This is a genomic window from Sphaerisporangium aureirubrum, from assembly GCF_042658925.1.
GTDB lineage: Bacteria > Actinomycetota > Actinomycetes > Streptosporangiales > Streptosporangiaceae > Sphaerisporangium > Sphaerisporangium aureirubrum.
Map to the genome: position 1 here is coordinate 60887 of NZ_JBHSRF010000018.1, position 25096 is coordinate 85982.

Consider the following 25096-nt stretch of genomic DNA (forward strand, 5'->3'; position numbering starts at 1 on the left):
ACACCCGTGACGGGGTGTGCGGAGCCTTCTCCGGAGCGTTCCAGAGCAGGTCATGGGACCGCTCCCGGCAAACCCGCGCCGGGTAAATGATGGCGTGCGCGCTTGTCTGCGCGCAGGGTGGGCAGAGGTAAAGAGCTGGGATCGCGCGGGCATCGCTCGCGTCCCTTCACGCCGCGCACACCAGAGGGAAGGGAGCGGTCGCCGATGCCGAGGCAGATCGCCGCATATCAGCCGCCCAGCTCAATGGAGTTGGAGGCGCGGGTTCACAATCTGGAGCTACAGGTGGCCCACCTCACCGAGACGGTGCGGTCACTGACGACGAGCGACGGCGGATCGGCACGCGGCGAAGCCGCCGGCTCGTCCCACACCGACTGAGCCCCCCCCGCCGGCCTCCACCACCACAACCTCTCCCCCGTCCCCCGGCCGCCCCGCCATGCCGGCGAACCGCCGTGCCGGTCCGCCGGTCGTACCGGCCGGCTCGCCGCACAGGCCTGCGCGGGGCCGGCCGGTTCCGGTTCCGGCCCGCGATCCCCGCCGATTCATATAGCTCCGGCCTTACCCGGCCCTGACCTGCGCTTATGCCTGACCCCGCTGAAAGCGTCCGCGGTCGATGTGGTCGACTGGGAATAGCCGGAGGAGCGGGAGGCACCCGATATTGGTCGTGTGGCGCCGGTTGTCGGTCGGAACTCGCATCACCCTGTTCGCGGGAACGGTGGCGGCACTGCTGTCGACGTTGCTGGCGGCCGTCATCATGCTGACGGTCAACCGCCTCGCCGGCGAGTACCTGCGCGGCGAGGTGACCGCCGCGGCGGCACGGACCGCCACCGAGCTGCAGACGGGGGGCGACCCGGTCCTCCGGACGTCCGGCCAGGTGGACCACATCCAGGTGGTGAACCCCGCCGGGCGGGTAGTCGCGTCCACGCCCGGCGTCGGCCGCGATCCCCCGCCGATCGCCATCTTCACCCCTCCCGACGGCACGTCCGTCGCGCACCGCACGGTGTGCTCCGGCGTCCTGCCCGGATGCCACCTGGTGGTCGGGTACCGCGTGCTGCTCGGCGGGCAGGACTGGATGGTGTACAGCGCGGCGCCCGAGGTGCCGACGCTGGTCCACCCCCGGCTGGCCGCCCTGCTGGGCCTCGGCGTGGTCGTCCTCACCGCGGCCACGGCCATCGGCTCCCGGCGCGTGCTGAACTCGTCGCTGCGGCCGGTGGACGCCATCCGGGCCGAGCTGGACGTGATCAACGCCGCCTGCCCCGAGCGGCGGGTCCCCGTGCCGCCGGGTGAGGACGAGATCAGCCACCTGGCCCGGGGCGTCAACCGCACCCTCGAACGGCTGCAGGTGGCCATGCAGCAGCAGCGCCAGTTCGCCTCGGACGCCTCCCACGACCTGCGCAGCCCCATCACCGCCATGCGCGCCCAGGTGGAGGACGCCATGCTGGCGCCGGAGCAGACCAGCCTGGACGTGGTGGGCGACAACCTGCTGGTCAGCCTGGACCGCCTGCAGGCGATCGTCTGCGACCTGCTGATGGCCGCGCGCCTGGACGCCGGGACGCCGGGGGGGCACGAGGTGATCGACCTGTCCGCGCTGGTCGCCGGGGAGATGAGCGGGCGGCACTCGGGTGTGAAGCTCAAGCCGGACCTGGAGCCGAACGTCGTCGTGGAGGGCGACCCGCTGCGGCTGGCCCGGCTGCTCATCAACCTGCTGGACAACGCCGAACGCCACGCCGACACCACGGTCTGCGTGTCGATCCGCAAGCAGACCGCCGACCCGGGCGACCGGCGGTACCCCCACGGGCTCGCGGTCCTGGAGGTCGCGGACGACGGGCCGGGCATCGACCGGGACAAGTGGGACATCGTGTTCCAGCGGTTCACCCGGCTGCCCGACGCCCGGAGCAAGGACTCCGGCGGCACCGGCCTCGGCCTCGCCATCGCCCGCCAGATCGCCGAGATGAGCGGCGGAACCCTCACCATCGAGCCCAGCGAGCAGGGCGCCCGCTTCGTGCTGCGCCTCCCGCTGTCGGGCTCGGCTCCCCCGCCGCACCGGCCTCCCCCGATGCCGACCTGCCCCTGAGGCGGCAGGCCCCGCGCGAGGCCGCCGCCAGGCGTGCCGCCTAATGTGTGTGGTCGCGGGGGCTTCCCGTACGGCTCCGCGGGCGTGAGCATGGCCGGTGGGACGGTCGTCCCGGCGCGGCCACGGGAAGGACGGCAACGTGACCAGGAAGACGCCTTCGCTCGCCGACTCGGTGCGGGCCACCGGGGACGCGGTGGAGATCCTCGACCGCAGGGTGTACCCCTTCGAGCGGCGCTGGGTGCGCTGCGCCACGGTGGAGGACGTGGCGGTGGCGATCGAGCAGATGGTCACCCAGAGCCACGGGCCGCTGTTCGCCACCACCGCCGGGATGGCGCTGGCCGCCCGCGAGGCGCGCGGCGCCGGGCCGGGGGACGCCGCGGAGCGGCTGCGCGCGGCCGGACGCAGGCTGGTGTCCACCCGTCCGACCAACAACCACATCAGGGACGCGGTCCGGGCGATCCTCCAGGCCACGGTGGACGGCCCGCTGGCCGGAGCGAGCGGCGAGGAGCTGGTCCCGGCGGTGGCGGAGGCCGCGGCGGCGCACGACGCGGCGTACCGCGCGGGGTGCGCGGCGCTCGGCCGCAACGCCGCCGGGCTGCTGCCGGACGGCGCGCGGGTGCTCACCCACTGCTGGGGGGACGCCTACCTGATCGCGGCCGTCCAGGCGGCCGAGGACCTCGGCAAGCGGCTGGAGTTCGTCTGCACCGAGACCCGGCCGTACCTCCAGGGGGCCCGGCTGACCGCCGCGACCCTGGTGGAGATGGGGTACCGGCCCACGGTGATCACCGACGGCATGGTGCCCGCCGCCCTGGCCGGCGGGCTGGCCGACGTGGCGATGGTCGCCTCCGACCGGGTCACCATGGACGGCCATGTGGTCAACAAGGTCGGGACCCTTGCGGTCGCGCTGGCCGCGCGGGCGTTCGACGTGCCGTTCTACGTGCTCGCCCACGGCCCCGACCCCCACTCCCCCGGCATCGCGGACGTCGAGATCGAGCACCGCGACGGCACGGAGGTCCTGCACGCCCTCGGCGCGCGCACCGCCGCCGAGGGCACGGTCGGCTACTACCCCGCCTTCGACGCCACCCCGCCGCACCTGGTCACCAGGATCGTCACCGAACAGGGCGCCTACGCTCCCGCCGACCTCGCCGCCGCCCACTCGCTGCCCGCCGGGCCGGAAACCGCCCTGCCGTCCGGGGCGAGCCGGTCGTGACGCGCCCTCCGGCGCCCTTTACAAAGTATCGTCCGGACATCCCGGGGCCGGTGTCGTAAGTCCGGGAAGACAGGGGGAGGATGAGAGTGTCGCGTGGTTGCCGGCCTTGCGTAACATTTGCCACCCCGGGCAGCTACGACGGCCTCCGTGACCTACACCCGCCCGATCCACCATTCGCGAGGAGTATCCGTTGACCACCGCACCGAAGACCGACAACCTCGACCTCGCCACGAACGCCCAGGAGATGGCCGACTCCGCGCCGGCCGGGTCGCTCGGGCACGCCGCCGCCACGTCGGTGGCCATCACGCTCGCCACGACCCGCGACCTCCCCGAGGCCCGCGCCGTGCTCTCCGGCGTGACGCCCGACGAGGTGCGCAACGCCGCGATCGAGCTGTTCGACCGGATCGCCGCCCAGGCCTCCTGACGCGACCGGCACGCCGGCGGCGGTACGCCCGCCGCGGAACGGGTCGCGAACGCCCGGCGCCGGGTCAGGTCGCCGGGATGTGGATCCAGGCGCGTTCGGTGAAGCCCTTTTCGGGGAGGGTGGCCTCCACCTGGTGGAACGTCTCCGGGCGCAGCCGTCCGTAGCCGTGCCCGATGACGTCGCGGTAGAGACCGTCGGGGACGATGAGCACGAAGTCGGCGCCGGGGTGCCCGCTGAGCGCCTCCCGGGCGGCGGCCGAGTCCAGGATGCGGCGCACCGCGATGGTGGCGTCGCCGACCCAGCCGTTCCGCGCCCTGGTGGTGAGGCCGCGGTGCACGGCCACCCGCAGGCGCACCCTGGCGTGCTCGCTCAGATCGGCGTTGACCTCCGCGAGCGACTGCCGCAGCCCCTCGACCAACAGGGGGATCACCACCGTCTCGTCCAGGTGCTCGGGCAGCACGGCGAACTGCCCGTCCCCCGACAGCTGGAGATCCACGTCCGCGTCGGCCAGCCCCGCGTGCTCGCGCGCCTGCGCCAGGACGTCCGCCAGCCGCCGCTGCGCCCGCACCGCCTCGGGGTTGCGGAACCTGCTGAACCGCTCCATGTCCGCCGCCAGGCACAACCGCACCCGCGTCACCCCGTCCGGCACCCGTGCCTCCCGGGGACGGCCGACCGGCGCGAACGGGCCCTCGGCGAAGGTGCCCTCCCCGGACGGCCCGGACGCGGCCGTGACCTCCGGCGGGACGCGGCGGGACACCGGCACGTCCCGGGCCGCGGGGGTGCGGGGCGGGGCCAGCGGGGTGAGGAGCGGGACGGGGACGGTGAAGCGCCAGGGGGCGCGGGCGCGGACGTGCTCCACCGCACCGGTCCCCGGCGCGCGCCAGAAGGCCGGATGGCGGACCGAGGAGTCCACCCGCAGCTCCCCCGCCAGCTCGGCCATGCCGGACGGCACCCGCAGCAGGGCGTACCCCGCGCAGGCCCCCGGGACCTCCTGCCGCCCGGTCACGTCGCCGAACAGCCAGTCGAACACCGGGTCCCCGAGCCCGGTAGCCGACACCCGGGCCACGTTTCCCACCCCGCTCCCCCGCTCCCGGGAACCACGCCTCCCGAACCCCCCCGCCTCGGAACCCCATCCTTCGGGACCCCATCCTTCGGGACCTCGGCCCTCGGGACCCCAAGCCTCGGGACCCCAAGCCTCGGCGCCCCATCCCCCGGAGGTCCGGTCCCCTTGGCCCGGATACCCGGGATCGGCTGCGCCGGACGGGCGCCCGCCCGGCCCGGCCGGTCCGCCGGACGCGCGCAGGTCCACCACGGCCGCCCGGTGATCGTCCAGGCGGACCCGCAGGTAGACGGCCACGTAGCGGCGCCCGCGCGGCAGCGGGCCCAGCCGGGCCGCGAAACGGACCCCGACGCAGGCGTAGTCCCCGTCCGGCCAGTCCTCCGCCGCCCGGCCGGGGACGTCGGCCAGGGCGACGGCCGACACCGCCGGGACGTCGTAGGCGACACGGGTCAGCCGGTGATCGCGCACACCCCTGGACCAGCGCCGCGCCCGCCGGGCGACCAGCTCGCCCCAGGCCGCCCCGCCACCGGACCCTCCCGCCTGCCCTGCTGACACGACATCCTCCTCACTCGCGCGGTACGCCCAGCCATCGGGACACGCCGAGCGGTCCCCTCCGCGACGCGGCACGGCCGGTGACCCGGCCGCCCTCGTCGCCCCCGGCGGTCCCGCGCGGGCGCGGCGTGACCGGTCGCCCCCCCGGGCGGTCCCGCGCGGGCGCGGCGTGACCGGTGACCCGGGGCCGTATCCCCCCGGGCCGCCGGGTCAGAGCATCGGCGGCAGGTCGGACTGGCGTTTGCGGCGGACGCCGATCAGGTACGCGGAGTGGGGGGCGATCAGGGCGGCGCCGCAGCGGCCGTGGAGGATCTCGCTTTCGGTGGCGCACACGACCTCGGAGGCGGACGGGTCGCCGCCGACCTCGATCAGGCGCTGCCACAGCCACGCGGCGGCACCGTGGGTGGTGACCAGGTCGTACACGTCGAAGCGGCGCAGCTGGCGGTACGGCCGGCCGGGAACGTTGTAGGGGCCCTCCAGCAGGGTGCGGTGGTGGGCGAAGGCGAGGCCGGGGACCTCGCCGGCCAGGGCGGGCAGGCCGACCTCCTCCAGCTCCTCCTCCAGCTCGCGGCGCAGGCACTCGTCGGTGTCCTCGCGGTAGGCGCCGCCGTCGAACCACGTGACGAAGCGCCGCACCGACCGGGACGGCAGGAAGCCCCGCAGGTCCGCGCGGGCGCGCCCGGCCTCGGAGGTGAACCGCTCCTGGCGGAAGCCGAGGGAGTCCAGCAGCCGGGCGGCCGGGGGGAAGAATTTGTACACGCCGCCCGGCGGGCCGTACGAGCCCGGCCTGTTGCGCATGTGGAACAGGACGTACCGGTGATCGTCCTTGATGCGCAGCAGCGCGCTGAAGGAGACGCGCACGGTGCGGGGATTGAGGACGCCGTAGGCCGCGCCCGGAGGCCGTGCGGCCCGCACCAGGGGCCCGTCCGGTGGTGCCCTGCCGGCCATGGGGACCCCCGCGAGGCCGAAGTCGGTGAACGGCTCGACCATCATCGCACGCGGTCCCCAGCCGGGCCACCGCCTCCGCGAGCCGGGGCCGGGCGGAGGCGGGTGGCGGGTGACCACGGGGGTGCGGGGAAAGAATCGGGTGTGCGGGCCGGGGGGCACACCGCGGGCCCGGATCGGGGGACACATGATCACCAAAGAGACGGTGGACCGGATCATCGGCTTCGACGGGGACGAGTTGCCCGTGGTCTCCCTGTACGCGGGGATGTGCGCGGGCGACGCCGGTTCCCTGTCCACGCGGATCAACAGCATGCTGCACGAGATACGGCCCCTCGCGCACGACGGGTCGATCGGGCGCCGGGCCCGGATGTCGCTGCGGGGGGACATCGAGCGGCTGGAGAGCCTGGAGGACACGGCGCGGCTGGAGTCCGGCACGCTGGCGGTGTTCTCGTGCACCGGGCAGGAGCTGTTCGAGCGGGTCGTGCTCCCCCGGGCGCTGCACGACCGGATCGTGGTGGACACCGCGCCGTGGACGCGCCCCATGCTGGGGGTGCTGGAGGAGTACCACCGCAGCTGCGTGGTGGTGGCCGACCGGCGGTCGGCGGAGGCGTGGGAGCTGTACCAGGACGAGATGCGCCAGATCGGCAAGGTCGAGGACCCGGCGCTGCGCAAGCCCAACTTCGCCGGGTGGTACGGCCTGGCCGAGCACGGCGTGCGCAACCGGGCCGACGACCTGGCCCGGCGGCACTACCGCAACACCGCCCGCATGCTCGCCGAGCTGTTCCGCACCGGCGGCCACGAGCTGCTGATCATCGGGGGGCACCCCGAGGAGGTGCCGAACCTGGTCGAGTTCCTGCCCCGCCCGCTGCGGGAGCGGCTGGCGGGCACCTTCGCGGTGGACCCGCGCACCGCCACGCCCGCCGACATCCGGCACGGCGCCGAGCGCATCGCCGAGCGGTACGAGCGCGACGAGGAGCGCCGGTGGGTGTCGGACGTGCTGGACCGCGCGGCCGAGGGGCGGCCCGCGGCGATCGGCCTGGACGACTGCCTGTGGGCGGGCTCGGTCGCGGCGGTGCAGTCCCTGCTGGTGCAGGACGGCATGGCGGTGCCCGGCGTGGTGTGCGAGGAGTCCGGGTGGCTGGCCACCGCCGGGGACGTGTGCCCGCTGTGCGGCGGCCCGGCCCGGCCGACCTCCGACGTGCTGAACGCCCTGGCCGAGGCGGTGATCGACGAGGGCGGCCGCGTGGAGCACGTCCTCGCCGACACCGAGCTGAAGGCGTACATGGTCGCCGCCTCCCTGCGCTTCCCGCTCCCCCCGCGCCCGGAGCGCTCCGCCGCCTGACCGCGGCCGTGCCGCGCCCCCGCCGCCGGGCGCGGCGACGGGGCCGCGGCGGGCACCGGTCGGCCGACGCGCGGGCCCCTCGGCGGGAGGCGTTCACTCCTCGTCAGCCGAGGCTCGGCTTCAGGGTGACCTTGGTCCAGCCGGGTTCGCGCTTGTCGAAGTGCGCGTACGCGTCGGGGGCGTCGTGCAGCGGCAGCTCGTGGGACAGGATGACCGACGGGCGCGCCTTACCGGTGTGGATCAGGTTGCGCAGGTGACGGTCGTAGCGCTTGACCGGGCACACGCCGCCGCCCATGCTCTGGCCCTTGAACCAGTGCAGGCCGTAGTTCAGAGGCACCCTGCCGTGCCTGCCGAGCTCGTCGGGCCCGCCGGGGTCCTCGGTGACGAAGACGCCGACCACGCCGATGCCGCCGGTGACGCGCACCGAGCGCACCAGGGTGTTCAGGGTGTCGTCGGGGTGCTCGTGCCCCTGCGGGTCGTGCGCCTGGTATCCCACGCACTCGCAGCCGCGGTCGGCGCCCTCGCCGCCGGTCAGTTCCAGCACCTGCTCGACCGGCGAGCCCCGGCTGTCGTCGATCGGGATCGCGCCGATGCGCTCGGCCAGCGCGAGGCGGTCGGGGTGACGGTCCACCACCATGATCTTGCCGGCGCCCTTCAGCGTGGCCGACAGCGCGGCCATCAGCCCCACCGGCCCGGCCCCCATGATCACGACCGACTCGCCGGGGCGCAGCCCGGCCATTTCGGTGGCATGGTAGCCGGTCGGGAAGATGTCGGACAGCATCACGTAGTCGTTCTGCCGCTCGCGCCCGTCCGCGGGCATCCTGCAGAGGTTGAAGTCCCCCCAGGGCACCCGCAGGTACTCGGCCTGCCCGCCCTGGTAGGGCCCCATGCCCGCGAAGCCGTAGGCCGCGCCGCACAGCCGCGGATAGTCCGGATGGGCGCGGACGCAGTAGCTGGTCAGCCCCGCGTCGCAGTTCTTGCAGGTCCCGCAGGCGACGTTGCACGGCACCGAGACGATGTCCCCGACCTTGATCCGTTCCACCGCGGCGCCCGTCTCGACGACCTCGCCGAAGTTCTCGTGCCCGAGGATCCGCCCCGGTTCCATGTCGGTGCGGCCCTCGTACATGTGCAGGTCGGACCCGCAGATGTTCGTTGCGATGATCTTGACGATGACGTCGCGCGAGTCGGTGATCCGCGGATCGGGCACCTCGTCGACGCTGACGTCGCGCGGCCCGTGATAAACGACTGCCTTCATTGCCGTCCTCCTGACCTCCAGCCTGAGGAGCCGGGTGGCGGCGCGGCGCCATGCGCGTCCGGCGCGCTCCCGGCCACGTCTCCGACCGTCACGCGACGGCCCGCGCGCCACATCCCCCGACCTGACGGGGGGGATCGGCGCGCGGGCGCGGGGCTCAGGCGCCAGGCAGCGGCACCGCCACCACCGGGTCGCCGGACGGCTTCGCGGAGCCGCCGTCGGGTTCCACGGTCACCCCGACCGTGGTGGCGTCCCCGACCTCGCCGAGCACCATCGGCGGCGTGCGACCGGCGGCGTCCGGCCTGGTCAGGCCGCTCGGCAGCGCGCCCCCCGGGCCGATGCGCCACAGCTGGTAGGTCTTCCCGGCGGGCAGCGGCGCCAGCCCGGCGGAGTAGAAGACCATCCGGCCCTCGGTGCGGGAGATCACCACGGTGGCGGCGCCGCCGGGGGTGTCCCTGCTGACCAGGCGGGCGTCCGGCGCGGCGAGCACCGCGGCGACGGCCCGGCCGCTTGCCCGCTCCTTGTCCAGCAGGTCCTGGATCCGCACGGCCACCACACCGGAGCCCACGGCGACGACCAGGCAGGCGGCGGCCAGCCCGGTGGCCAGCCGGGGCCACCACGCGGCGCGGGCGGGCGCGCGGTCCGGCCTGCGCAGCGGAACGGGCGCGACGGCCGGGGGAAGCTGGCGGACCTGACCGATCTCGGCCATGACCCGGGAGCGCAGCTCGGGCGAGGGCTGCCGGGCGACCGCGGCGCCGATGCGGGCCGTGGTCTCGCGCAGCCCGCGGGCCTCGGCCGCGCACTCGGCGCACTGGGCCAGGTGCTCCTCGAAGCGGGTCTCGTCGGCGGGGTCGTCTATGGCGTACAGCGCGTAGGCGCCGGCCAGAGTGTGCGCGTCGTGACTCATCGTTCCACCCCCAGGCAGTCGCGCATGCGGATCAGTCCGTCGCGCATCCGGGTCTTCACCGTGGCCAGCGGGACCCGCAGCAGCTCGGAGACCTCCCGGTAGCTGTATCCCCCGTAGTAGGCGTACGTGACCGACTCCCGTTGCAGCTCGGTGAGGGTGCCCAGGCAGCGGCGCAGCCGCTCCCACTCCATGGTCGTCTCCACCGACTCCGCGACGTCGTCGTAGGGGCGGCGGACCTCCAGGCGGGCCGCGCGGGTCTCCCGGTCGGCCGCCGCCTGCGCGGTGCGCACCCGGTCGACCGCGCGGTGGTGGGCGATGGTCATCACCCACGACATGGCCGAGCCGCGCGCCGTCTCGAAGCGCGCGGCGGAGCGCCAGATCTCCACCAGCACCTCCTGGGCGATCTCCTCGGCCTGCGCGGGGTCCCGCAGCACCCGCAGGGCCAGGCCGTACACCGGCCCGGACACCATGTCGTACACCTGCTCGAAGGCCGGACGGTCGCCGCGGGCGACCCGTTCCAGCAGTTGTTCCAGCCCGGGGCGCTCATGGCGGCCGCCGTCCAGGGGGAGGGCCCGGTCGGACCTCATCCAGTCACCCCAACCGTCGTAGATGCGGACACAGCTGGTTCGGAGCCCGCCGCGCCGTGGATGGCGCGGCGGCCGAGGGATTTCCGGGAACCGCGATGCGGGCCGGCCGAATCATGCCCGGTGAGGCGGGTGGGCGCCCCTGGATGGAAGGCGGGCCCCGCCCACGGCATCATGTCACCCAGCACCGACGACCGAGGAGCGGCACGTGACCAAGCGTCCCCTTGTCCTGCTGGACGTGGACGGGGTGCTCAACCCCGCCCGGCGGCCGACGATGCGGCACCGGCGCCACGACGTCACGCTGGACGGACGGACCTACCGGGTGCTGCTGAACGCCAGGCACGGGCCGAAGCTCCTCGCGCTGGCCGCCGGCGCCGAGGCGGACCTGGTGTGGGCGACCACGTGGGAGGAGCACGCCAACGCCGAGATCGCGCCGCGTCTCGGGCTGCCGCCGCTGCCGGTGATCCACGTGACCGGCGACCTCGGCACCCGCACGGGCGAGCACTTCAAGACCCGGCACGTGGCCGAGTACGTCGCCGGGCGGCCGTTCGTGTGGTTCGACGACAGCCTCCGCCCGCCCGACTGGCAGTACCTGATGGACCACCCCGGCGTCGGGGAGTTCCTGCTGGTCGAGGTGGACCCGCAGACCGGCCTGACCGACGGCCACCTGGCCCGCGCCCGCGAGTGGCTGACCGGCCGCGCGCTCGGCCTGGACGACGCGGGAGCGGCGTCCCCCGAACCGGCACCCTGACTTGGCGCTCTGACCCGGCACCCTGACTTGGCGCTCCGACCAGGCGGCCCGGCCGGTCGCCGGGCCTCCGGTGCGGCCGGGGCTCACGTCCCCGGCCGGCCGGATCCGCCGGTCAGGCGCCGGAGGACGCGATCTGGTCGCGGTACCAGTGGTAGCTGGCCTTCGGGGTGCGGGCCTGGGTCGCGTAGTCGACGTGCACCAGGCCGAACCTCGCGGCGTAGCCCCTGGCCCACTCGAAGTTGTCGAGCAGCGACCAGCAGAAGTACCCGCGCACGTCCACGCCCGCGGCGATCGCCTCGGCGGTGGCGGCCACGTGCGCGCGCAGGAAGTCGATCCGGCCCTGGTCGCCGAGGTCGTCGCCGTGCTCGCCGTAGCCGTTCTCCGTGACGTACACCGGCGGCAGGCCGGGAAACCGTGCGGCCAGGCCGGTGAGGGTGTTCCGCAGGCCCTCGGGCTCGACGGGCCAGCCGAGCCCGCTGGTCACGCCGCCCTCGGGGGTCACGTTGCGCACCCCGATGTCGAACGCGGTGCGCCGGGCGGGGTCGGGCTCGGTGTGCGGGGCGTCGGCGGCGTGGATCCGGTAGTAGTAGTTCAGCCCGAAGAAGTCGAGCGGCGCCCCGATGATCTCCAGGTCGCCGTCCTCGCGGAACGAGAGGTCGCTGATCGCGCCGAAGGTCTCGGCCATGTCCTCGGGGTAGGCGCCGCCGAACACCGGCTCGGTGAACTGCCGGTTGACCAGCAGGTCCATCCGCCGGGCCGCGGCGGCGTCCGCCGGGGAGCCGCTCGCGGGCACGGCGGGCGACATGTTCAGGGTGAGCCCGACCCGCTCGCCGCCCCCGGTGCGCAGCCGGGGCACCGCGAGGCCGTGCGCGAGCAGCAGGTGGTGGGCGGCGGCCAGGGCGCCGTGGCCCTCCCGGGCGCCGGGCGCGTGCCGTCCCTCGGCGTAGCCGGTGATGGAGGAGCAGTACGGCTCGTTGAACGTGATCCAGTACGGGTCCCAGCCGGCGAGGGCGTCGTGCACGATCGCGGCGTAGTCGGCGAAGCGCTCGGCGGTGTCACGCTCCCGCCAGCCGCCGCGGTCCTCCAGCGCCTGCGGCAGGTCCCAGTGGTACAGCGTGACGAACGGCGTGATCCCGTTGTCGCGCAGCAGGTCCAGCAGCCGCTTGTAGAAGCTCAGGCCCCGCTCGCCGGGCTTGCCGCGGCCGTCGGGCTGCACGCGCGGCCAGGCGACGGAGAACCGGTAGGCCCCGGCGCCGAGGCCGGTCAGCAGCCGGACGTCCTCCTCCGGGCGGTGGTAGTGGTCACAGGCGACGTCGCCGGTGTCGCCGCCCGCCACCGCGCCGGGCACCCGGCAGAAGGTGTCCCAGATGGACGGACCCCGGCCGTCCTCGCCCACGGCCCCCTCGATCTGGTAGGCGGATGTGGCCGTGCCCCAGACGAAGCCGGGCGGGAAGGCCGGCGTGGGGGCAGAGGAGTCCTCGGTCACTGTCGTCCCTTGATCGTCGCGGAATTGTTTGCCCCTGATTATCCGCTTATCACCGCCGATCGGGACATTGGTCCCTCTGTGCGGCATTGATCGTTAACGGTGAGGCCACCCCGGGTACAGATCACGGGATTAGCGTGCCCCGCGAGTCAAGAGAGTGGGGTGTGCCCTGATGATGAAGAGAACGCTCGCGGTGATCGCGGGAGCGGTGGTGCTGGCGGCGGTGGGTACCGTGGGAGCGGTGGGCGCGACGGCGGAACGAGGCGGGCACGACGGCGGCGGCGAGCCGCTGGTGATCGGCCACCGCGGCGCCAGCGCGGTGCGTCCCGAGCACACGCTGCTGTCCTACGAGGCCGCGATCAAGCTGGGCGCCGACTACATCGAGCCGGACCTGGTCTCCACCAAGGACCACGTGCTGGTCGCCCGGCACGAGAACGAGATCGGCGGGACCACCGACGTCGCGAACCACCCCGAGTTCGCCGGCCGCCGGACCACCAAGACCATCGACGGCGTGGCGATCACCGGCTGGTTCACCGAGGACTTCACGCTGGCCGAGCTGCGCACGCTGCGGGCCAAGGAGCGCATCCCCGACCTGCGGCCGGACAACGCCGCGTTCGACGGGCTGGCCCAGATCCCGACGTTCGACGAGGTGATCAAGCTGGCCCGGCGGCACGGCGTGGGCGTCTACCCCGAGACCAAGCACCCGACGTACTTCGACTCGATCGGGCTGGCGCTGGAGGAGCCGCTGCTGCAGACGCTGCGCCGCAACGGCTGGGACGGGTCGCGCGCGCCGGTGTTCATCCAGTCCTTCGAGACGGGGAACCTCAGGGAGCTGCGCTCGGCCACCAAGACCCGGCTGATCCAGCTGATCAACGGGACCGGCGCGCCGTACGACCTGGTGGCGGCGGGCGACACCCGCACCTACGACGACCTGGTGACCCCGGCCGGCCTGCGCGACATCGCGCGGTACGCCGACGGTGTCGGCGTGGCCACCACGCGGCTCATCCCCACGGGCCCCGACGGGAGGCTCCTGGAGCCGACCCCGCTGGTCCGCGACGCCCACCGCCGCGGCCTGCTGGTGCACACCTGGACCGTGCGCCCGGAGAACTCCCAGCTCCCGGTGGACTACCGCCTGGGCAACCCGGCGAGCCCGGTCTACCCGCGGGCCACCGGTGACGTGGCGGGCTGGCTGGAGCGTCTGTACGGGCTCGGCATCGACGGCGTCTTCTCCGACGACCCGGGCATCGCCCGCGCCGTCCGCGAGCGGCTGTCGGACGGCTGAGCCGCGATCGGGTCCCGGGCGGGCGCCCGGGGAAATGGTACGGCCGCCGGCGGGCCCGGTCCCGCCGGCGGCCGTGCTGTGGGCGGCGGCGCGGGGCCGGGGCCCGTCGCGCGCCGCGAGTGATCTTACGGGGGTCAGCTCACGGTGGCGCAGATGACGTAGACGCTGATGCCGACGTCGCGGTAGTTGTTCTGCCGGCCGAGGCCGATCCAGCCGGTGCCGTCGTCGGTGGGGAAGCTGCCGACGAGGATGGCGTCGTTGCCCTGGGCCTCGGCGCCGCCCCCGACGGCGCGCTTGCCGGTGGGGCACCGGACGGTGCGGCGGGTGAAGTTGGGGACGTTGGCGTTGGGCAGCTTGACCAGCTGGTAGCCGGTGAAGTCGGCGGCCTGTGGCACGGGCGCGGGCGCGGCGGACGACGCGGGGGCGGCGGCGACCGCGGTGAGGCCGGCGCAGCAGGCGGCGGTGACCAGCCCGAGGGCGCAGAGCTTCTTGCGCTTCATGGTGCTTCCTCCTTGGATCGTTCCCACCAGGCCCGGGCCGCTCCCGTCGAGGGAGGTTGAGGGGGCGGCCGGGACCCGGACGGGGGTCTTCGGAATCGTCACGTGAAGTATCCATACGACTACCGTCCGTGTCCATGACCGAATCTTGACCGCCGGATCCGGCCAGGGGTCCGCGGCGACGGCCACCCTCCCGCGATCGCTCCCTTCACCTGCGGTTTTCCGCCGAGCCCCTGGCAGGCGGGGCCGGGAGCCCCGCGCGGGGCCCGCCCGTCATGACCGCAAGCGGACGGGACCGCCGGTGACACCACGTGACACATGCACCGAACGTCGCTTTTGGCGCTTTATGCGAGGTATCGCCGGGTAAGACGTGGTTAGCCGACGCACAGGGCTCGGCAGACCGGCCGGCGCGCACGGGCGGGTTCCGCTCGCGGCAGGTCCCGCGGAAACGACGAACCGTGTCATCGCCGTCGCCCGCCACCGCGGCAGGCGGCTCCCTCGCAGGCCATTCATCCGTCAGCACCCGTCATCAGCATGCCCTTCACCGCCGTACGGCACGTCCCGGGCAGCCGGGCAGGAGGATCCATGATCGGTACGGAGAACGTCGACGCGCCGATCCGCCGGATGGCGGACGTGGAGGAGTTCGCCCGGCGGTGCTTCCAGGGGACCCCCGGCGACCGGATCGGGGTCGAGCTCGAGTTCCTGGTGTACGACCGCGCCGATCCCACCCGGCCCGTCCTGGTGCGGGAGATCTCCGAGATCCTGCCGCCGCTGCCGGGCGGCAGCGCGGTGACCTTCGAACCCGGCGGGCAGCTGGAGCTGTCCGGCCCGCCGGGCGACCTGCCCGGTGTGCTGTCCCGCCTGTCCGCCGACGTCGCCGCCGCGCGCCACGCCCTGGACGGGGCGGGGCTGATGGCGGTGGGGTTCGGCCTGGACCCGCTGCGCGGGCCGCACCGCCAGCTGCGGCAGGAGCGGTACGAGTCGATGGCGCGGCTGCTCGGCGAGCCCTACGGCCCGATGATGATGTGCCTGACCGCGTCCATCCAGGTCAACGTGGACCTCGGCCGCCATCCCGAGGCCCGCTGGCGGCACGCCAACCTGTTCGGTCCCGTGCTGAACGCGGCGTTCGCCAACTCGCCGCTGCTGCGCGGCCGGCCGTGCGGGTGGGTGTCCGGCAGGCAAGCCGTGTGGCTGCACCTGGACCCCACCAGGACCCGTCCCATCCCGTGGGACCAGGAGCCGGTCGCCACCTGGGCGGCGTACCTGGCGGGCGCCCGCCTGATGCCGGGCCGCGAGCCGCGGCGGCGCGCCGGGTCGCCGGGTCGCACGTTCGGCGACTGGATGCGCGGCCCGCGCCTGCCCCGCAACGCCCCCACCGCCGGGGACCTCGCCTACCATGCGACCACCGTGTTCCCGCCGGTCCGGCCGCGGGGGTGGCTGGAGATCCGCTATCTCGACGCGCTGCACCCGCGCTGGTGGCCGGTCTGCGTGGCCGTCACCTCGGCCCTGCTGCTGGACGACGCCGCCGCCGGCGCCGCGGCCGCCTGTGCCGAGCCGCTGGCGGGCCGCTGGTGGCAGGCCGCGCACGCCGGGCTGTCGGACAAGGGGATGCGCGCCGCGGCCGAGGGCTGCTTCCATGCCGCGCTCACCGCGCTGCCCGGCCTCGGCGCGCCGCGCGAGCTGGTCGCGGACGTCGAGGAGTACGCCGACCGGCACGTGACCCCGGGGCTCGGTCCCGCCGCCGAGGTCCTGCTGCGGGCACGGGACCTCGGCGGCCCCCTGTCCGGCCGGATCTTCGCGGCGGCCGCGGCATGAGCGGCGCCCAGGAGCGGAGCCCCGGCGGCGAAGCGCGGACCCCCGCCGGTACCGGCGGCGCCGAGGAACGGATCATCCCGGATCGCGGCCGGATCACCCCCGCTCGCGGCGGCGCCAGAGAGCGGATCGCCGCCGACCCCGCCACCGCGCGGGAGCGGATCGCCGCCGACCCCGGCGCCGCCGAGGAACGGATCGCCGCCGACCCCGGCCGCGCCGAGGAGCGGATCGCCGCCGATCCCGATGCCGCCAAGGAGCGGATCGCCGCCGAGCTCGACGCCGGGCGTGGCCGGTCGCTGCGCTACACCGAGGTCGACGACGAGACGCTGGTACGCCAGCACTCCCCGCTGATGTCGCCCCTGGTGTGGGACCTGGCGCACGTCGGCAACTACGAGGAGCTGTGGGTGCTGCGCCAGGCGGACGGCGCGGAGGCGCTGCGCCCGGAGATCGACGCCATGTACGACGCGTTCGCCCATCCGCGCGCCGAGCGGCCCGAGCTGCCGCTGCTCGCCCCGGACGAGGCGCGCCGGTACATCGCCGGGGTGCGCGACCGGGTGCTGGACGCGCTGGACCGCATGGACCTGTCCGACCCGCACCCGCTGCGCGCCGGCGGCTACGTGTTCGGCCTGGTGCTCCAGCACGAGCACCAGCACGCCGAGACCATGCTGGCCACCCTGCAGCTGTCCCGGCGGCCCGGCCTGGTCCCCGACGGCGTCCCGCCGTCCGGCCGGGCCCGCGGGCACGACCAGGTGCTCGTGCCCGCCGGGCCGTTCCAGGCGGGGACCTCCGGCGACCCGTGGGCGTACGACAACGAGCGCCCGGCGCACCGGGTGGACCTGCCCGCCTTCTGGATCGACCGCTTCCCGGTGACCAACGCGGCCTACACCGAGTTCATCGAGTCCGGCGGGTACGGCGACCCGCGCTGGTGGAGCCCCGACGGCTGGCGGTGGCGCTGCGGCCGGCGGGTGACCGCGCCGCTGTTCTGGGCCAGGGACGGCCGCCGGTGGTGGCGCAGGCGCTTCGGGCGCATGGAGCCGGTGCCGCCCCGCGAGCCCGTCCAGCACGTCAGCTGGTACGAGGCCGACGCCTACGCCCGCTGGGCGGGCGCCAGGCTGCCCACCGAGGCCGAGTGGGAGAAGGCCTGCGCCTGGGACACGCGGGCGCAGCGGGCCCTGCGCTACCCCTGGGGGGACGCCGCGCCGGGGCCACGGCACGCCAACCTCGGGCACCGGACGGCCCGGCCCGCGCCCGCCGGGGCGTTCCCCGAGGGGGCGAGCCCGTGCGGCGCCGAGCAGATGATCGGGGACGTGTGGGAGTGGACCGGCTCGTGGTTCGCGCCCTACCCGGGGTTCCGCGGCTTCCCCTACCGGGAGTACAGCGAGATTTTCTTCGGGCGGGGCTACCGGGTGCTGCGCGGCGGGTCGTGGGCCACGCACCCGTCATCGGTCCGGGCGACGTTCCGCAACTGGGACCTCCCGGCGCGGCGGCAGATCTTCGCGGGCTTCCGGTGCGCCCGGGACCTCGCGCCCGGGGAGACGTAGGTGTGCCGCCACGCAGCGTGGCTCGGCGCGCCCCGCGCGCTCGCCACCCTGCTGGAGGGCGACGGGCTGATCCGGCAGTCCTACGCGCCGCGGCTGCAGCGGTTCGGCACCGTCAACGCCGACGGCTTCGGCGCCGGGTGGTACGTGCCGCCGCGCCCCGAGCCGGTCCGCTACCGGCGGGCCGTGCCCATCTGGACCGACGCCAACCTGCCCGGCCTGGCCGCGGTGTCACGGTCGCGGTGCCTGGTCGCCGCGGTGCGGTCGGCCGCCGAGGGCGTCGCCGCGGAGGAGTCGGCCACCGCGCCGTTCGCCTGCGGCCGGTGGCTGCTCAGCCACAACGGGCACGTCACGCCGTCCGCCGTCCGGTCCCTCGCCCGTGGCCGAGACCCCGAGAGCGGGTCGGACTCGGCGTGGCTGGCCGCCGCGGTGTTCGCCCGCCTTTCCGCCGGGCGGCCGGTCGCCGAGGCCGTGGCCGAGGTGGTCACCCTGGCCGGTCGGCACGACCCCGCCGCGCGGCTCAACCTCATCGTCGCGGACGGCGACCTGGTCGCCGCCACGGCCTGGGGCGACACCCTGTTCCTCCACCTCGCCGAGGGGGCGCTGATCGCCAGCGAGCCCCTGGACGACCGGCCCGGGTGGGACGCCGTGCCCGACCGCCACATGGTCGTCACCACCCCGGACGGCGTCGTGACAAGCCCTCTGTGACCTGATTCCCGTGATTCCCGTGATCCCCGCGCCGCGTCACCACCGTCACACCAGGAGGCCCGCGTGTCCGTCACACAGATCCCGCTGCCGTTCCTGTACACGGTCGACCATCTCGGCCCCGACCACCATCGCGCCACCCTCGCGCGCGAGGTCCGCGAAGGGCTGACCGCCACACCCAAGTGGCTGTCCTCCAAGTGGTTCTACGACGCCGCCGGGAGCGAGCTGTACACGCGGATCACCCGGCTCCCCGAGTACTACCCGGCGCGCAGGGAGACGGCGATCCTGCGTGAGCACGCCGCCGACATCGCCGCACGGACGGGGGCCGATACGCTGGTCGAGCTCGGCTCGGGCACCAGCGAGAAGACCGTGCTGCTGCTGGACGCCCTCGGCGCGGCGGGCACGCTGCGGACGTACTCGCCGGTCGACGTGGACGCCGTCACCCTGGACTCGGCCGCCCGGCGGGTCGCCGAGGCCTACCCCGGGCTGGCCGTCTGGGCGGTGCGCGCCGACTTCGAGCGGCACCTGGGCCGGCTGCCGCGGATCGGGCGGCGGCTCGTCGCGTTCCTCGGCGGGACCGTCGGCAACCTCGACGCCGAGGCGCGCGAGTCCTTCCTGCGGGAGCTGCGCGCCACGCTGTCGCCGGGCGACGGCGTGCTGATCGGGGCGGACCTGGTGAAGGACACCGGGCGGCTGGTCGCGGCGTACGACGACACCGCCGGGGTGACCGCCGCGTTCAACCGCAACGTGCTGAACGTGCTGAACCGCGAGCTCGGCGCGGACTTCGAGCCGAAGGCGTTCGAGCACGTGGCGCTGTACGACGCCAAGCTGCAGCGCGTCGAGATGCGGCTGCGGGCCGGGCGGGCGATGCGGGTGGTGTTCGGCGACCTCGGCCTGACCGTCGGGTTCAAGGCGGGCGAGGAGATGCGCACCGAGATCAGCACCAAGTTCCACCGCTACCGCCTGGAGGGGGAGCTGACCCGGGCCGGTTTCACCCTCGGCGCCTGGTACACCGACCCCGGCAAGGACTTCGCCCTCGTCCTCGCCCACCTCCCGGACGACCCCCCGCCGCCTCCACCGGCCCCGCAGCCCCGGCCCCGCCGCTCACCCCGCGCCGAGCACCCCTAGGAGGCGGCCGCCACGGCGCCGGAGTCACGGGCGGCCACCGCGGTGCGGTACGGGGCGAGCACGGCGTTCACCCACCGTGTCCCGTCCGAGCCCCCGAGGTCGACGGCCCGGGCGGGCGGGTCGCTCAGCACGTGGCCCGGCACCCTGTCCCCGAAGAGCATCACGACCCGCTTGCCGGTGTCGCGCTTGGACGACCACAGCAGCCCCTGGGCCCACGGCGCCTGGCCGCGCATCCAGCGGGCCCAGCGGCGGGTGCGCGGGTAGTCGTGCGGCTCAGCGCGCACCAGCCAGTCGTCCTGCGCCACCGCGGCCAGGTCGGGGCCGGTGACCAGGCTGATCAGCGCCAGGGGCCGGGTGGTGTGCAGACGGCTCGCCAGGCGCTCGTCGACGCCGGCGCGCGGCAGGACGCGCCGGCCGTCCGCGCCGAAGGGCAGGTCGCGCAGCAGGACCTCGGCGAGCGCCGTGGAGGCGTCCAGGCCGGCGTAGTAGAAGTGGTACGGATCGGTGAGCGCCGTGCCGTCGAACCGCCCGCCGCCCCGGTACTCCGGCGCGCGGGGGCGGGTGAACCGGTCCGCGCGGACCGCCCGGTGGTGCACCCGCCACAGCGGGGTGCCCGCCGGCAGGAGGGACCGGTTCGGCTGGCCCGCGTACCTCGGCGGCGGGACCCTGCCCGGTATCACGCCGCGGCCCCTGAGGCGTTCCTCGGTGGCGTGGAGATCACGACCGCAGGATATTCCGGGGGACCGGTCCAGCAATTCATCTAAAGATTGGATAAGGGGGCCCGGATGGGCTTTCTCCGGTTGATATCTCCCCGATCATCGCCGGCTCCGCCCGGTGTACGGACCGAGATCATAGTCAGCCTTGCGTGAGTGGCCGCCGAATGACACTCCTGGCTATATGTTTTCACCTTGCCTCCGGCGCACCCCCTTACTAGCGTGGAGGTACCACAATTCGATCTTGATCGAGGAGGCCGGGACCCGATGCCCGCCCAGGAGGCGCGCCTGCGCGCGATCGGGGCCGCCGGGGCGGCCGTGCTCAGCCGGATCGCCTACCACCAGGTGCGCACCGAGCAGGTGGCGGCCGAGGTGCGGCTGGACGATCCGCGCGGAGACCGTCCCGCCGGGGGCAGCCGCAGCGCCGTGTGGCTGTACAACGAGGTGAAGAGCCGCCGCGTCCTGGTGGCGCTCGCGGCGCTGCACGCCTTCGAGCGCCACATGGCGTCGGCGGGTTGGTCCCCGCCCGAGACGGTGGCGCCCACGGTCGGCGGGGCGCGGGCCATGGTGACCGACGCGCTCACCGAGATCTGCCGGTTCCAGCGAGCCGAGGGCTTCCTGATGGCGCAGGTGGGGAGGGGCATCGGCGACATCGCGACCTCGGAGAAGCGCATCAGGACCACCGAGGCCCCGCCCCGCTCCCCCACCTGGCCGTCCACCCCCCTCGGCAAGGTCGCCGCGGCGGCCTGGACCGGCCGTCTGACCGTCTTCGCCCCCATGCTGGAGCCGGTCCTGCTGCAGGCCGCGCGCTCGGTCACCGAACCCCCCGCCGGGTGGGCCGCCGAGAGCGCCACCCTCCTGGCCGACCTGGCCTTCCGCGCCTACCTCGGCGACCCCTACTGCCCGCCGGGCCGCCAGGCCGCCGGCCTGACGGCCTACTGGTTCGAACGCTCCCTCACCATGCTCGCCGGCCCCTGGGTCTGCGACCTGCACGGCGCCGAGCTGGGCCTGGCCGCCGTCCGCCGCCGCGGCACCGACCCCCGCGCCGAGGCCGCCGCCCAGGTGACGATCCTCCGCACCCTCCTGGAGGCGGGCACCCTCCACGCCCGGGCCGCCAGGGAGGGCGCCGAAGCCCTGACCGTCCTCCACCCGCTGGCCGCCCACCCCCTGCCGGAGTGGGCCGATCTGCGGGCCGTCTGCGACGCGGCGACGCGGCAGGGGATCGCGTTGCTGCGGTTCGGGGACGTGCCCGGGGCGCGGGAGGCGTACGAGCTGGCCGAGGCGGTGGTGGACGAGCGGGCGGCCCGCGGCGCTCTGGATGGCGGGCGGGACGTCCTGGGCGAGGAGAGGCGGTCGCTGGAGCTGCGGGCGCGGCACAACATCGCGGACGTGCTCATCGAGGAGGGAAGGCCGGGGGCGGCGCTCGACCTGATCGAGAAGGTGCATGACGCGCGGTGGGCCGCGGCGGGCCCGTCCGGGACGGACGCCGCGTGGCGGCGGGCCACGCTCACGGCCGAGGTGCGGGTGCGGGCGCTGACCCGGTCGGGGCGGGTGGTGGCGGCGGTGACCGCCGCCGAGGAGCTGGTGGCCGATCGCAGGACCCGGCTCGGCGGGGTGGACAACATCAGCACGGCGAGCGCCCGGGTGGCCCTCGCCGAGGCGCTGCTCGCGGCGGGGCATCCCGCCGAGGCGCGTCACCACATCGAGGACGCCTGCCAGTACCGCCGGGGGCGGCTGGTCGGCACCGGCTACTGGCCGCAGTACGACAGGGTGCTGCTCGCCCAGGTGAACCTCGCCCTCGGTGATGCCGGCACCGCGGTGGAGATCCTGGAGAAGGCCATCGTGACCGGCGAATGGTTCGCCGCCCGGGTGTCGGTCCGGCTGGCGGTCAACGCCCGCCGCCTGCTGGCCCTCGCCCACGCGGCCCTGCGCGACACGGATCCGGCCGTCGCCCGGTTGCGCGATCTCTGCGACACCTTCGCCGCGTCCCGTCCCGCCGGCGACGCGCTGGTGCTCGTCCTGTGGCGCGACCTCTGCGAGCTTCTCCTCAAGGGCGGCGACACGGCCGCCGCCCGCTGCCTGCTCTCCCGCGTCACCCAAGCCGAACCCCCCGCCGCCGACGACCTCCCCGGCCACGCCTACACCCACCTCCTGCGCACCCTGCTGACCGGTCCCGGCGGCACCGTCCCCCACGACACCGGCTGCCCCCACGGCACGGCGGCGCGGGAGACGCCGGCGGCGGACGGGACGTCGGCGAGCGGAACGGCGGGGCTGATCGGGCGTGGGCTGGATCCGTCCCATCCGGTGCTGCTGCGGATCGCCTACGAGGAGGCGCGCCGCAGGGGGGCGCACGACCCCGCGGCGGCGGAGAGCCTGCTGGCGCCGTTGTTGTGCCGTCGCCCCCTGGCCCACGGCCGCCCCGCGCTGGGGGACGGGCACCCCCTCCACCAGGCCGCCAGGCAGCTGGCCGACGAGTTCGCCCTCCCCCGGCCGACGCCCGAGACCGGCCCGGCCTGGGACGACTACTGACGGACCCGCCCCCGTCGTCGGCGGCGCGGTCAGCGGTGCGGGCGGCGAGGGGCGGGGGTCAGCGCGGCGGCTGGGGGGAAGGCGGTGCGGGCGGTGGACCAGCGGTCGAGGAGGGGGTCGGTCAGGGAGGGGGGGAGGTAGGGGGCCAGGGGGCCGAGGTCGTGGCCGCCCAGCAGGAGGAGCGGGCCCCGGACGTAGACGGCGGCGAGCCGGGGCAGGGGGGCGAGGTCCGGTGAGGACAGGGCGGCGGCGTCGCGCAGGGCGGCGGGCACCTGGCCCGCGGTGGCCAGCCACGCGGCGTAGCCGGGCAGGCGGCCGATCCGTTCCACGAGGCCGGCCCGCAGCCAGCGCGCCTCGTCGAGTTCCCCGGCCAGCAGGCAGGAGACGGTCGCCAGGACCTCCACGGCCATCGCGTACGCCTCGGCGGCCAGCAGCCCGTACCCGAACTCGATCCCCGCGGACGTCATCGCCATGTGGTCCAGGTGGGCGCCCTCGTGCACGCCGCGCCAGATGCGCTCCTGCACCGGGGCCGCCCGGCGCGGCACGTCCACGAACACGTCCCGCGGCCCGCACGCGGACGGCAGCCGCATCCAGCATCGCCCGGCCAGCCCCGCGCAGCGATCCGCCCGCACGATCGTGTACCCGCCGCACGGCGAGGGCCGGTGCCGCTCCCCCCACCGCAGGTCGGCCGCCGCCCCTTCCCGGTTCCCCCCGGCCGAGGGCTCGCCGGGACACGCCTCGGCCACCGCGTCGCAGAACTCGCCGATCGCCCGGCACGCCTCCCCCACGGGGCCCGACAGGCCGGGCTCCGCGCACGGGCCGCCCGGGTGGGCCGACCGCCCAGGCGTGAGGTAGTAGGCCGGGACGGGCCCGGCGAGCGCTCGCAACGCCCGCAGCCGCGTGGCGTGACGTCCCGCGTACCGGATCCCGACCCGCCGCACCACCTCGTCCAGCCCGCGAAAGACCTCCACCGCCCCCGGCGCCGCCGCGCCGCCCAGCCCGTCAAGGTCCTCCGCCACCTCCTGCGCCGCGCCACCGTCCAAGCCGTGAATGTCCTCCGCCATCCGCCGGACCACGGCACCGTCCAGCCCGTGAAGGACGTCCGTGACCCCCCGGCCCGCGGCACCCTCCAAAAGGACCTCCGCCACACCCCGGCCCGCGGCACCGTCCCGCCGGGCCGCGGCACCGTCCAAGGTGGCGAGGGCCTCCGCCGTTCCCCGGGCCGTGGCGCCCTCCAGGGAGAGGAGCAGCCCCGTGTCGGCGAGGGGCGTGCCGTCCAGGCCGTGGAAGGGGGTGGCGGGGAGGGGGATGTCCTCGGTGTGGGCGGTGGCAAGGGCCAGGCCGCCCAGGGCTATCTCGGCCCAGCCTCTGGTGCGCCAGGCGGCGGCCTCGGGGCCGATGGCGGGGACGCGGGTGGCTTCGGTGGCCGCGGCGACCGCCCAGGCGCGGCTCATCGGTCGGCCCAGAGGCGGACGCGCAGGAGGCGGCGCTCGGGGTCGGCGAAGGGGGTGCGTCCGTGCAGGGTGCGGTGGTTGTCGATGACGATGACGTCGCCGGGGTGCTGGCGCAGGCGGGTGGCGGGGGCGCGGCGCAGGCCGGACTCGAGGACGGTGGCGGCGTGCGCGTGCGGCGGGCGCAGCGGCCCCAGGTTGTCGCGGCGCCAGCGGACCGTCCCGTCGCCCGGCAGCACCGGCATCGGCGGGACCGCCGCGGCGGCCTTGCCGGTGAAGACGTCCGGCGGGGTCCAGGTCCAGACAGGCTGGGCGAGCCGTTCCAGCGCCACCTCGCCCGCCGGATCGCGGCCGAGCGTGGCGACCACGTCCCTGGCGGTCAGCAGCATCGTGTCGCCGCCGTCGGCGGCCGGGCGCACCACGAACAGGCAGACGACGTCCTCGGGCCTGCTGTGGTACTGCGCGTCGGTGTGGAACCCCGCGCCTCCCGCCCTGATCGAGAAGGTCGCGCCGGGCCGGGTCGTGCGCGGGGTGACGGTCCAGATCTCCCGGCCGCCGTCCCTGCTGGACGGCCTGCCGAACCCGGTGGCGATCCGCAGCACCCCCTCGGGGTCGGGCCGCCCGTGCGGGAGGAAGGGGGCGTCTTCCAGCACGGTCCAGCCGCAGGCGGCCAGCTCGTCCCGTGCCCGTAGGATCTCGGTCTCCCGCATGTCTCCTCCTCGCGTGGGTGGATGGGGACGAGGCCCGCGGCAGGCGCGGCCGTCGTCCAAAAGATGTGGCCGTGCACCGGACCCAGCAGCGTCGAGCGAATTGCGCAAAATGAGCAAAATGACGGAAAGGTACTCTTACTAGAGAACCGC

General features: G+C 75.1%; 22 protein-coding genes. 12 read left to right on the forward strand and 10 right to left on the reverse strand.

The window, feature by feature from the left end; genetic code table 11:
- Nucleotides 1-204: 204 nt before the first annotated feature.
- The 4 genes from ACFP1K_RS15490 (at nucleotide 205) to ACFP1K_RS15505 (ending at nucleotide 3705) form a co-directional block, all read left to right on the forward strand.
- A complete protein-coding gene (locus tag ACFP1K_RS15490) occupies nucleotides 205-375 on the forward strand; it encodes a hypothetical protein (protein WP_380752886.1) in 171 nt (56 codons plus the stop codon).
- Between the two features lie 298 nt (nucleotides 376-673).
- A complete protein-coding gene (locus ACFP1K_RS15495; RefSeq protein WP_380752889.1) occupies nucleotides 674-2071 on the forward strand; it encodes a sensor histidine kinase in 1398 nt (465 codons plus the stop codon).
- A gap of 139 nt (nucleotides 2072-2210) precedes the next feature.
- Nucleotides 2211-3281, forward strand: coding sequence for a hypothetical protein (locus tag ACFP1K_RS15500; protein WP_380752892.1), 1071 nt, complete (start codon nucleotides 2211-2213; stop codon nucleotides 3279-3281).
- A gap of 190 nt (nucleotides 3282-3471) precedes the next feature.
- Nucleotides 3472-3705, forward strand: a complete 234-nt coding sequence (locus ACFP1K_RS15505) for a hypothetical protein (RefSeq protein ID WP_380752895.1) — start codon at nucleotides 3472-3474, stop codon at nucleotides 3703-3705.
- Between the two features lie 64 nt (nucleotides 3706-3769).
- Here ACFP1K_RS15505 and ACFP1K_RS15510 read toward each other — a convergent pair whose 3' ends face one another.
- Nucleotides 3770-5320, reverse strand: a complete 1551-nt coding sequence (locus ACFP1K_RS15510) for a hypothetical protein (protein ID WP_380752898.1) — start codon at nucleotides 5318-5320, stop codon at nucleotides 3770-3772.
- 207 nt (nucleotides 5321-5527) lie between these two features.
- Nucleotides 5528-6310 carry an SMODS-associated NUDIX domain-containing protein gene (locus ACFP1K_RS15515; RefSeq protein WP_380752901.1) on the reverse strand — a complete coding sequence of 261 codons (783 nt, stop codon included), beginning with the start codon at nucleotides 6308-6310 and terminating at the stop codon, nucleotides 5528-5530.
- A gap of 139 nt (nucleotides 6311-6449) precedes the next feature.
- On the opposite strand from ACFP1K_RS15515, the gene ACFP1K_RS15520 reads away from it, so the two are divergent.
- Nucleotides 6450-7604, forward strand: a complete 1155-nt coding sequence (locus ACFP1K_RS15520; RefSeq protein ID WP_380752904.1) for a baeRF10 domain-containing protein — start codon at nucleotides 6450-6452, stop codon at nucleotides 7602-7604.
- A gap of 103 nt (nucleotides 7605-7707) precedes the next feature.
- Here ACFP1K_RS15520 and ACFP1K_RS15525 read toward each other — a convergent pair whose 3' ends face one another.
- From ACFP1K_RS15525 to sigK, 3 genes are all read right to left on the reverse strand, one after another.
- Nucleotides 7708-8859, reverse strand: coding sequence for a glutathione-independent formaldehyde dehydrogenase (locus ACFP1K_RS15525; RefSeq protein WP_380752907.1), 1152 nt, complete (start codon nucleotides 8857-8859; stop codon nucleotides 7708-7710).
- 154 nt (nucleotides 8860-9013) lie between these two features.
- Nucleotides 9014-9763 carry an anti-sigma factor gene (locus ACFP1K_RS15530; protein WP_380752910.1) on the reverse strand — a complete coding sequence of 250 codons (750 nt, stop codon included), beginning with the start codon at nucleotides 9761-9763 and terminating at the stop codon, nucleotides 9014-9016.
- The gene (gene sigK / locus ACFP1K_RS15535; RefSeq protein ID WP_380752917.1) at nucleotides 9760-10350 is read right to left on the reverse strand and encodes an ECF RNA polymerase sigma factor SigK; all 591 of its coding nucleotides are present in this window, start codon (nucleotides 10348-10350) and stop codon (nucleotides 9760-9762) included. Before sigK ends, ACFP1K_RS15530 begins: the two co-directional genes overlap by 4 nt.
- A 205-nt stretch (nucleotides 10351-10555) precedes the next feature.
- Here sigK and ACFP1K_RS15540 point away from each other — a divergent pair, with 205 nt between their 5' ends.
- Nucleotides 10556-11098: an HAD domain-containing protein gene (locus tag ACFP1K_RS15540; RefSeq protein WP_380752923.1), complete on the forward strand. Its 543-nt coding sequence runs from the start codon at nucleotides 10556-10558 to the stop codon at nucleotides 11096-11098.
- Nucleotides 11099-11210: 112 nt separating this feature from the next.
- On the opposite strand, the gene ACFP1K_RS15545 is transcribed toward ACFP1K_RS15540, so the two are convergent.
- Nucleotides 11211-12584, reverse strand: coding sequence for a GH1 family beta-glucosidase (locus ACFP1K_RS15545; RefSeq protein WP_380752927.1), 1374 nt, complete (start codon nucleotides 12582-12584; stop codon nucleotides 11211-11213).
- 169 nt (nucleotides 12585-12753) lie between these two features.
- Between ACFP1K_RS15545 and ACFP1K_RS15550 the strand changes: the two genes are divergently transcribed.
- The gene (locus ACFP1K_RS15550; protein ID WP_380752930.1) at nucleotides 12754-13863 is read left to right on the forward strand and encodes a glycerophosphodiester phosphodiesterase; all 1110 of its coding nucleotides are present in this window, start codon (nucleotides 12754-12756) and stop codon (nucleotides 13861-13863) included.
- A gap of 134 nt (nucleotides 13864-13997) precedes the next feature.
- On the opposite strand, the gene ACFP1K_RS15555 is transcribed toward ACFP1K_RS15550, so the two are convergent.
- A complete protein-coding gene (locus tag ACFP1K_RS15555; protein ID WP_380752933.1) occupies nucleotides 13998-14363 on the reverse strand; it encodes a hypothetical protein in 366 nt (121 codons plus the stop codon).
- A gap of 582 nt (nucleotides 14364-14945) precedes the next feature.
- Between ACFP1K_RS15555 and ACFP1K_RS15560 the strand changes: the two genes are divergently transcribed.
- From ACFP1K_RS15560 to egtD, 4 genes are all read left to right on the forward strand, one after another.
- Complete coding sequence (locus tag ACFP1K_RS15560; RefSeq protein WP_380752936.1) at nucleotides 14946-16175, forward strand: glutamate-cysteine ligase family protein; 1230 nt, start codon at nucleotides 14946-14948, stop codon at nucleotides 16173-16175.
- Nucleotides 16172-17713, forward strand: coding sequence for an ergothioneine biosynthesis protein EgtB (gene egtB / locus ACFP1K_RS15565; protein ID WP_380752939.1), 1542 nt, complete (start codon nucleotides 16172-16174; stop codon nucleotides 17711-17713). The genes ACFP1K_RS15560 and egtB overlap by 4 nt, the downstream gene beginning before the upstream one ends.
- Complete coding sequence (egtC, locus tag ACFP1K_RS15570; protein ID WP_380752942.1) at nucleotides 17714-18418, forward strand: ergothioneine biosynthesis protein EgtC; 705 nt, start codon at nucleotides 17714-17716, stop codon at nucleotides 18416-18418.
- A gap of 93 nt (nucleotides 18419-18511) precedes the next feature.
- Nucleotides 18512-19543 (forward strand): L-histidine N(alpha)-methyltransferase, encoded by a 1032-nt coding sequence (gene egtD, locus ACFP1K_RS15575; RefSeq protein ID WP_380753052.1) that lies wholly within the window; start codon nucleotides 18512-18514, stop codon nucleotides 19541-19543.
- Here egtD and ACFP1K_RS15580 read toward each other — a convergent pair.
- Entirely contained in the window at nucleotides 19540-20223 is a 684-nt protein-coding gene (locus tag ACFP1K_RS15580) for an RES family NAD+ phosphorylase (protein ID WP_380752945.1), read from the reverse strand. The two genes, egtD and ACFP1K_RS15580, sit on opposite strands and share 4 nt — an antisense overlap.
- Nucleotides 20224-20523: 300 nt before the next feature.
- Here ACFP1K_RS15580 and ACFP1K_RS15585 point away from each other — a divergent pair, with 300 nt between their 5' ends.
- Entirely contained in the window at nucleotides 20524-22785 is a 2262-nt protein-coding gene (locus tag ACFP1K_RS15585; RefSeq protein ID WP_380752948.1) for a hypothetical protein, read from the forward strand.
- 29 nt (nucleotides 22786-22814) lie between these two features.
- On the opposite strand, the gene ACFP1K_RS15590 is transcribed toward ACFP1K_RS15585, so the two are convergent.
- Entirely contained in the window at nucleotides 22815-24239 is a 1425-nt protein-coding gene (locus tag ACFP1K_RS15590) for a hypothetical protein (protein WP_380752951.1), read from the reverse strand.
- Nucleotides 24236-24946 (reverse strand): TauD/TfdA family dioxygenase, encoded by a 711-nt coding sequence (locus ACFP1K_RS15595; protein ID WP_380752954.1) that lies wholly within the window; start codon nucleotides 24944-24946, stop codon nucleotides 24236-24238. Before ACFP1K_RS15595 ends, ACFP1K_RS15590 begins: the two co-directional genes overlap by 4 nt.
- Between the last annotated feature and the right edge of the window lie 150 nt (nucleotides 24947-25096).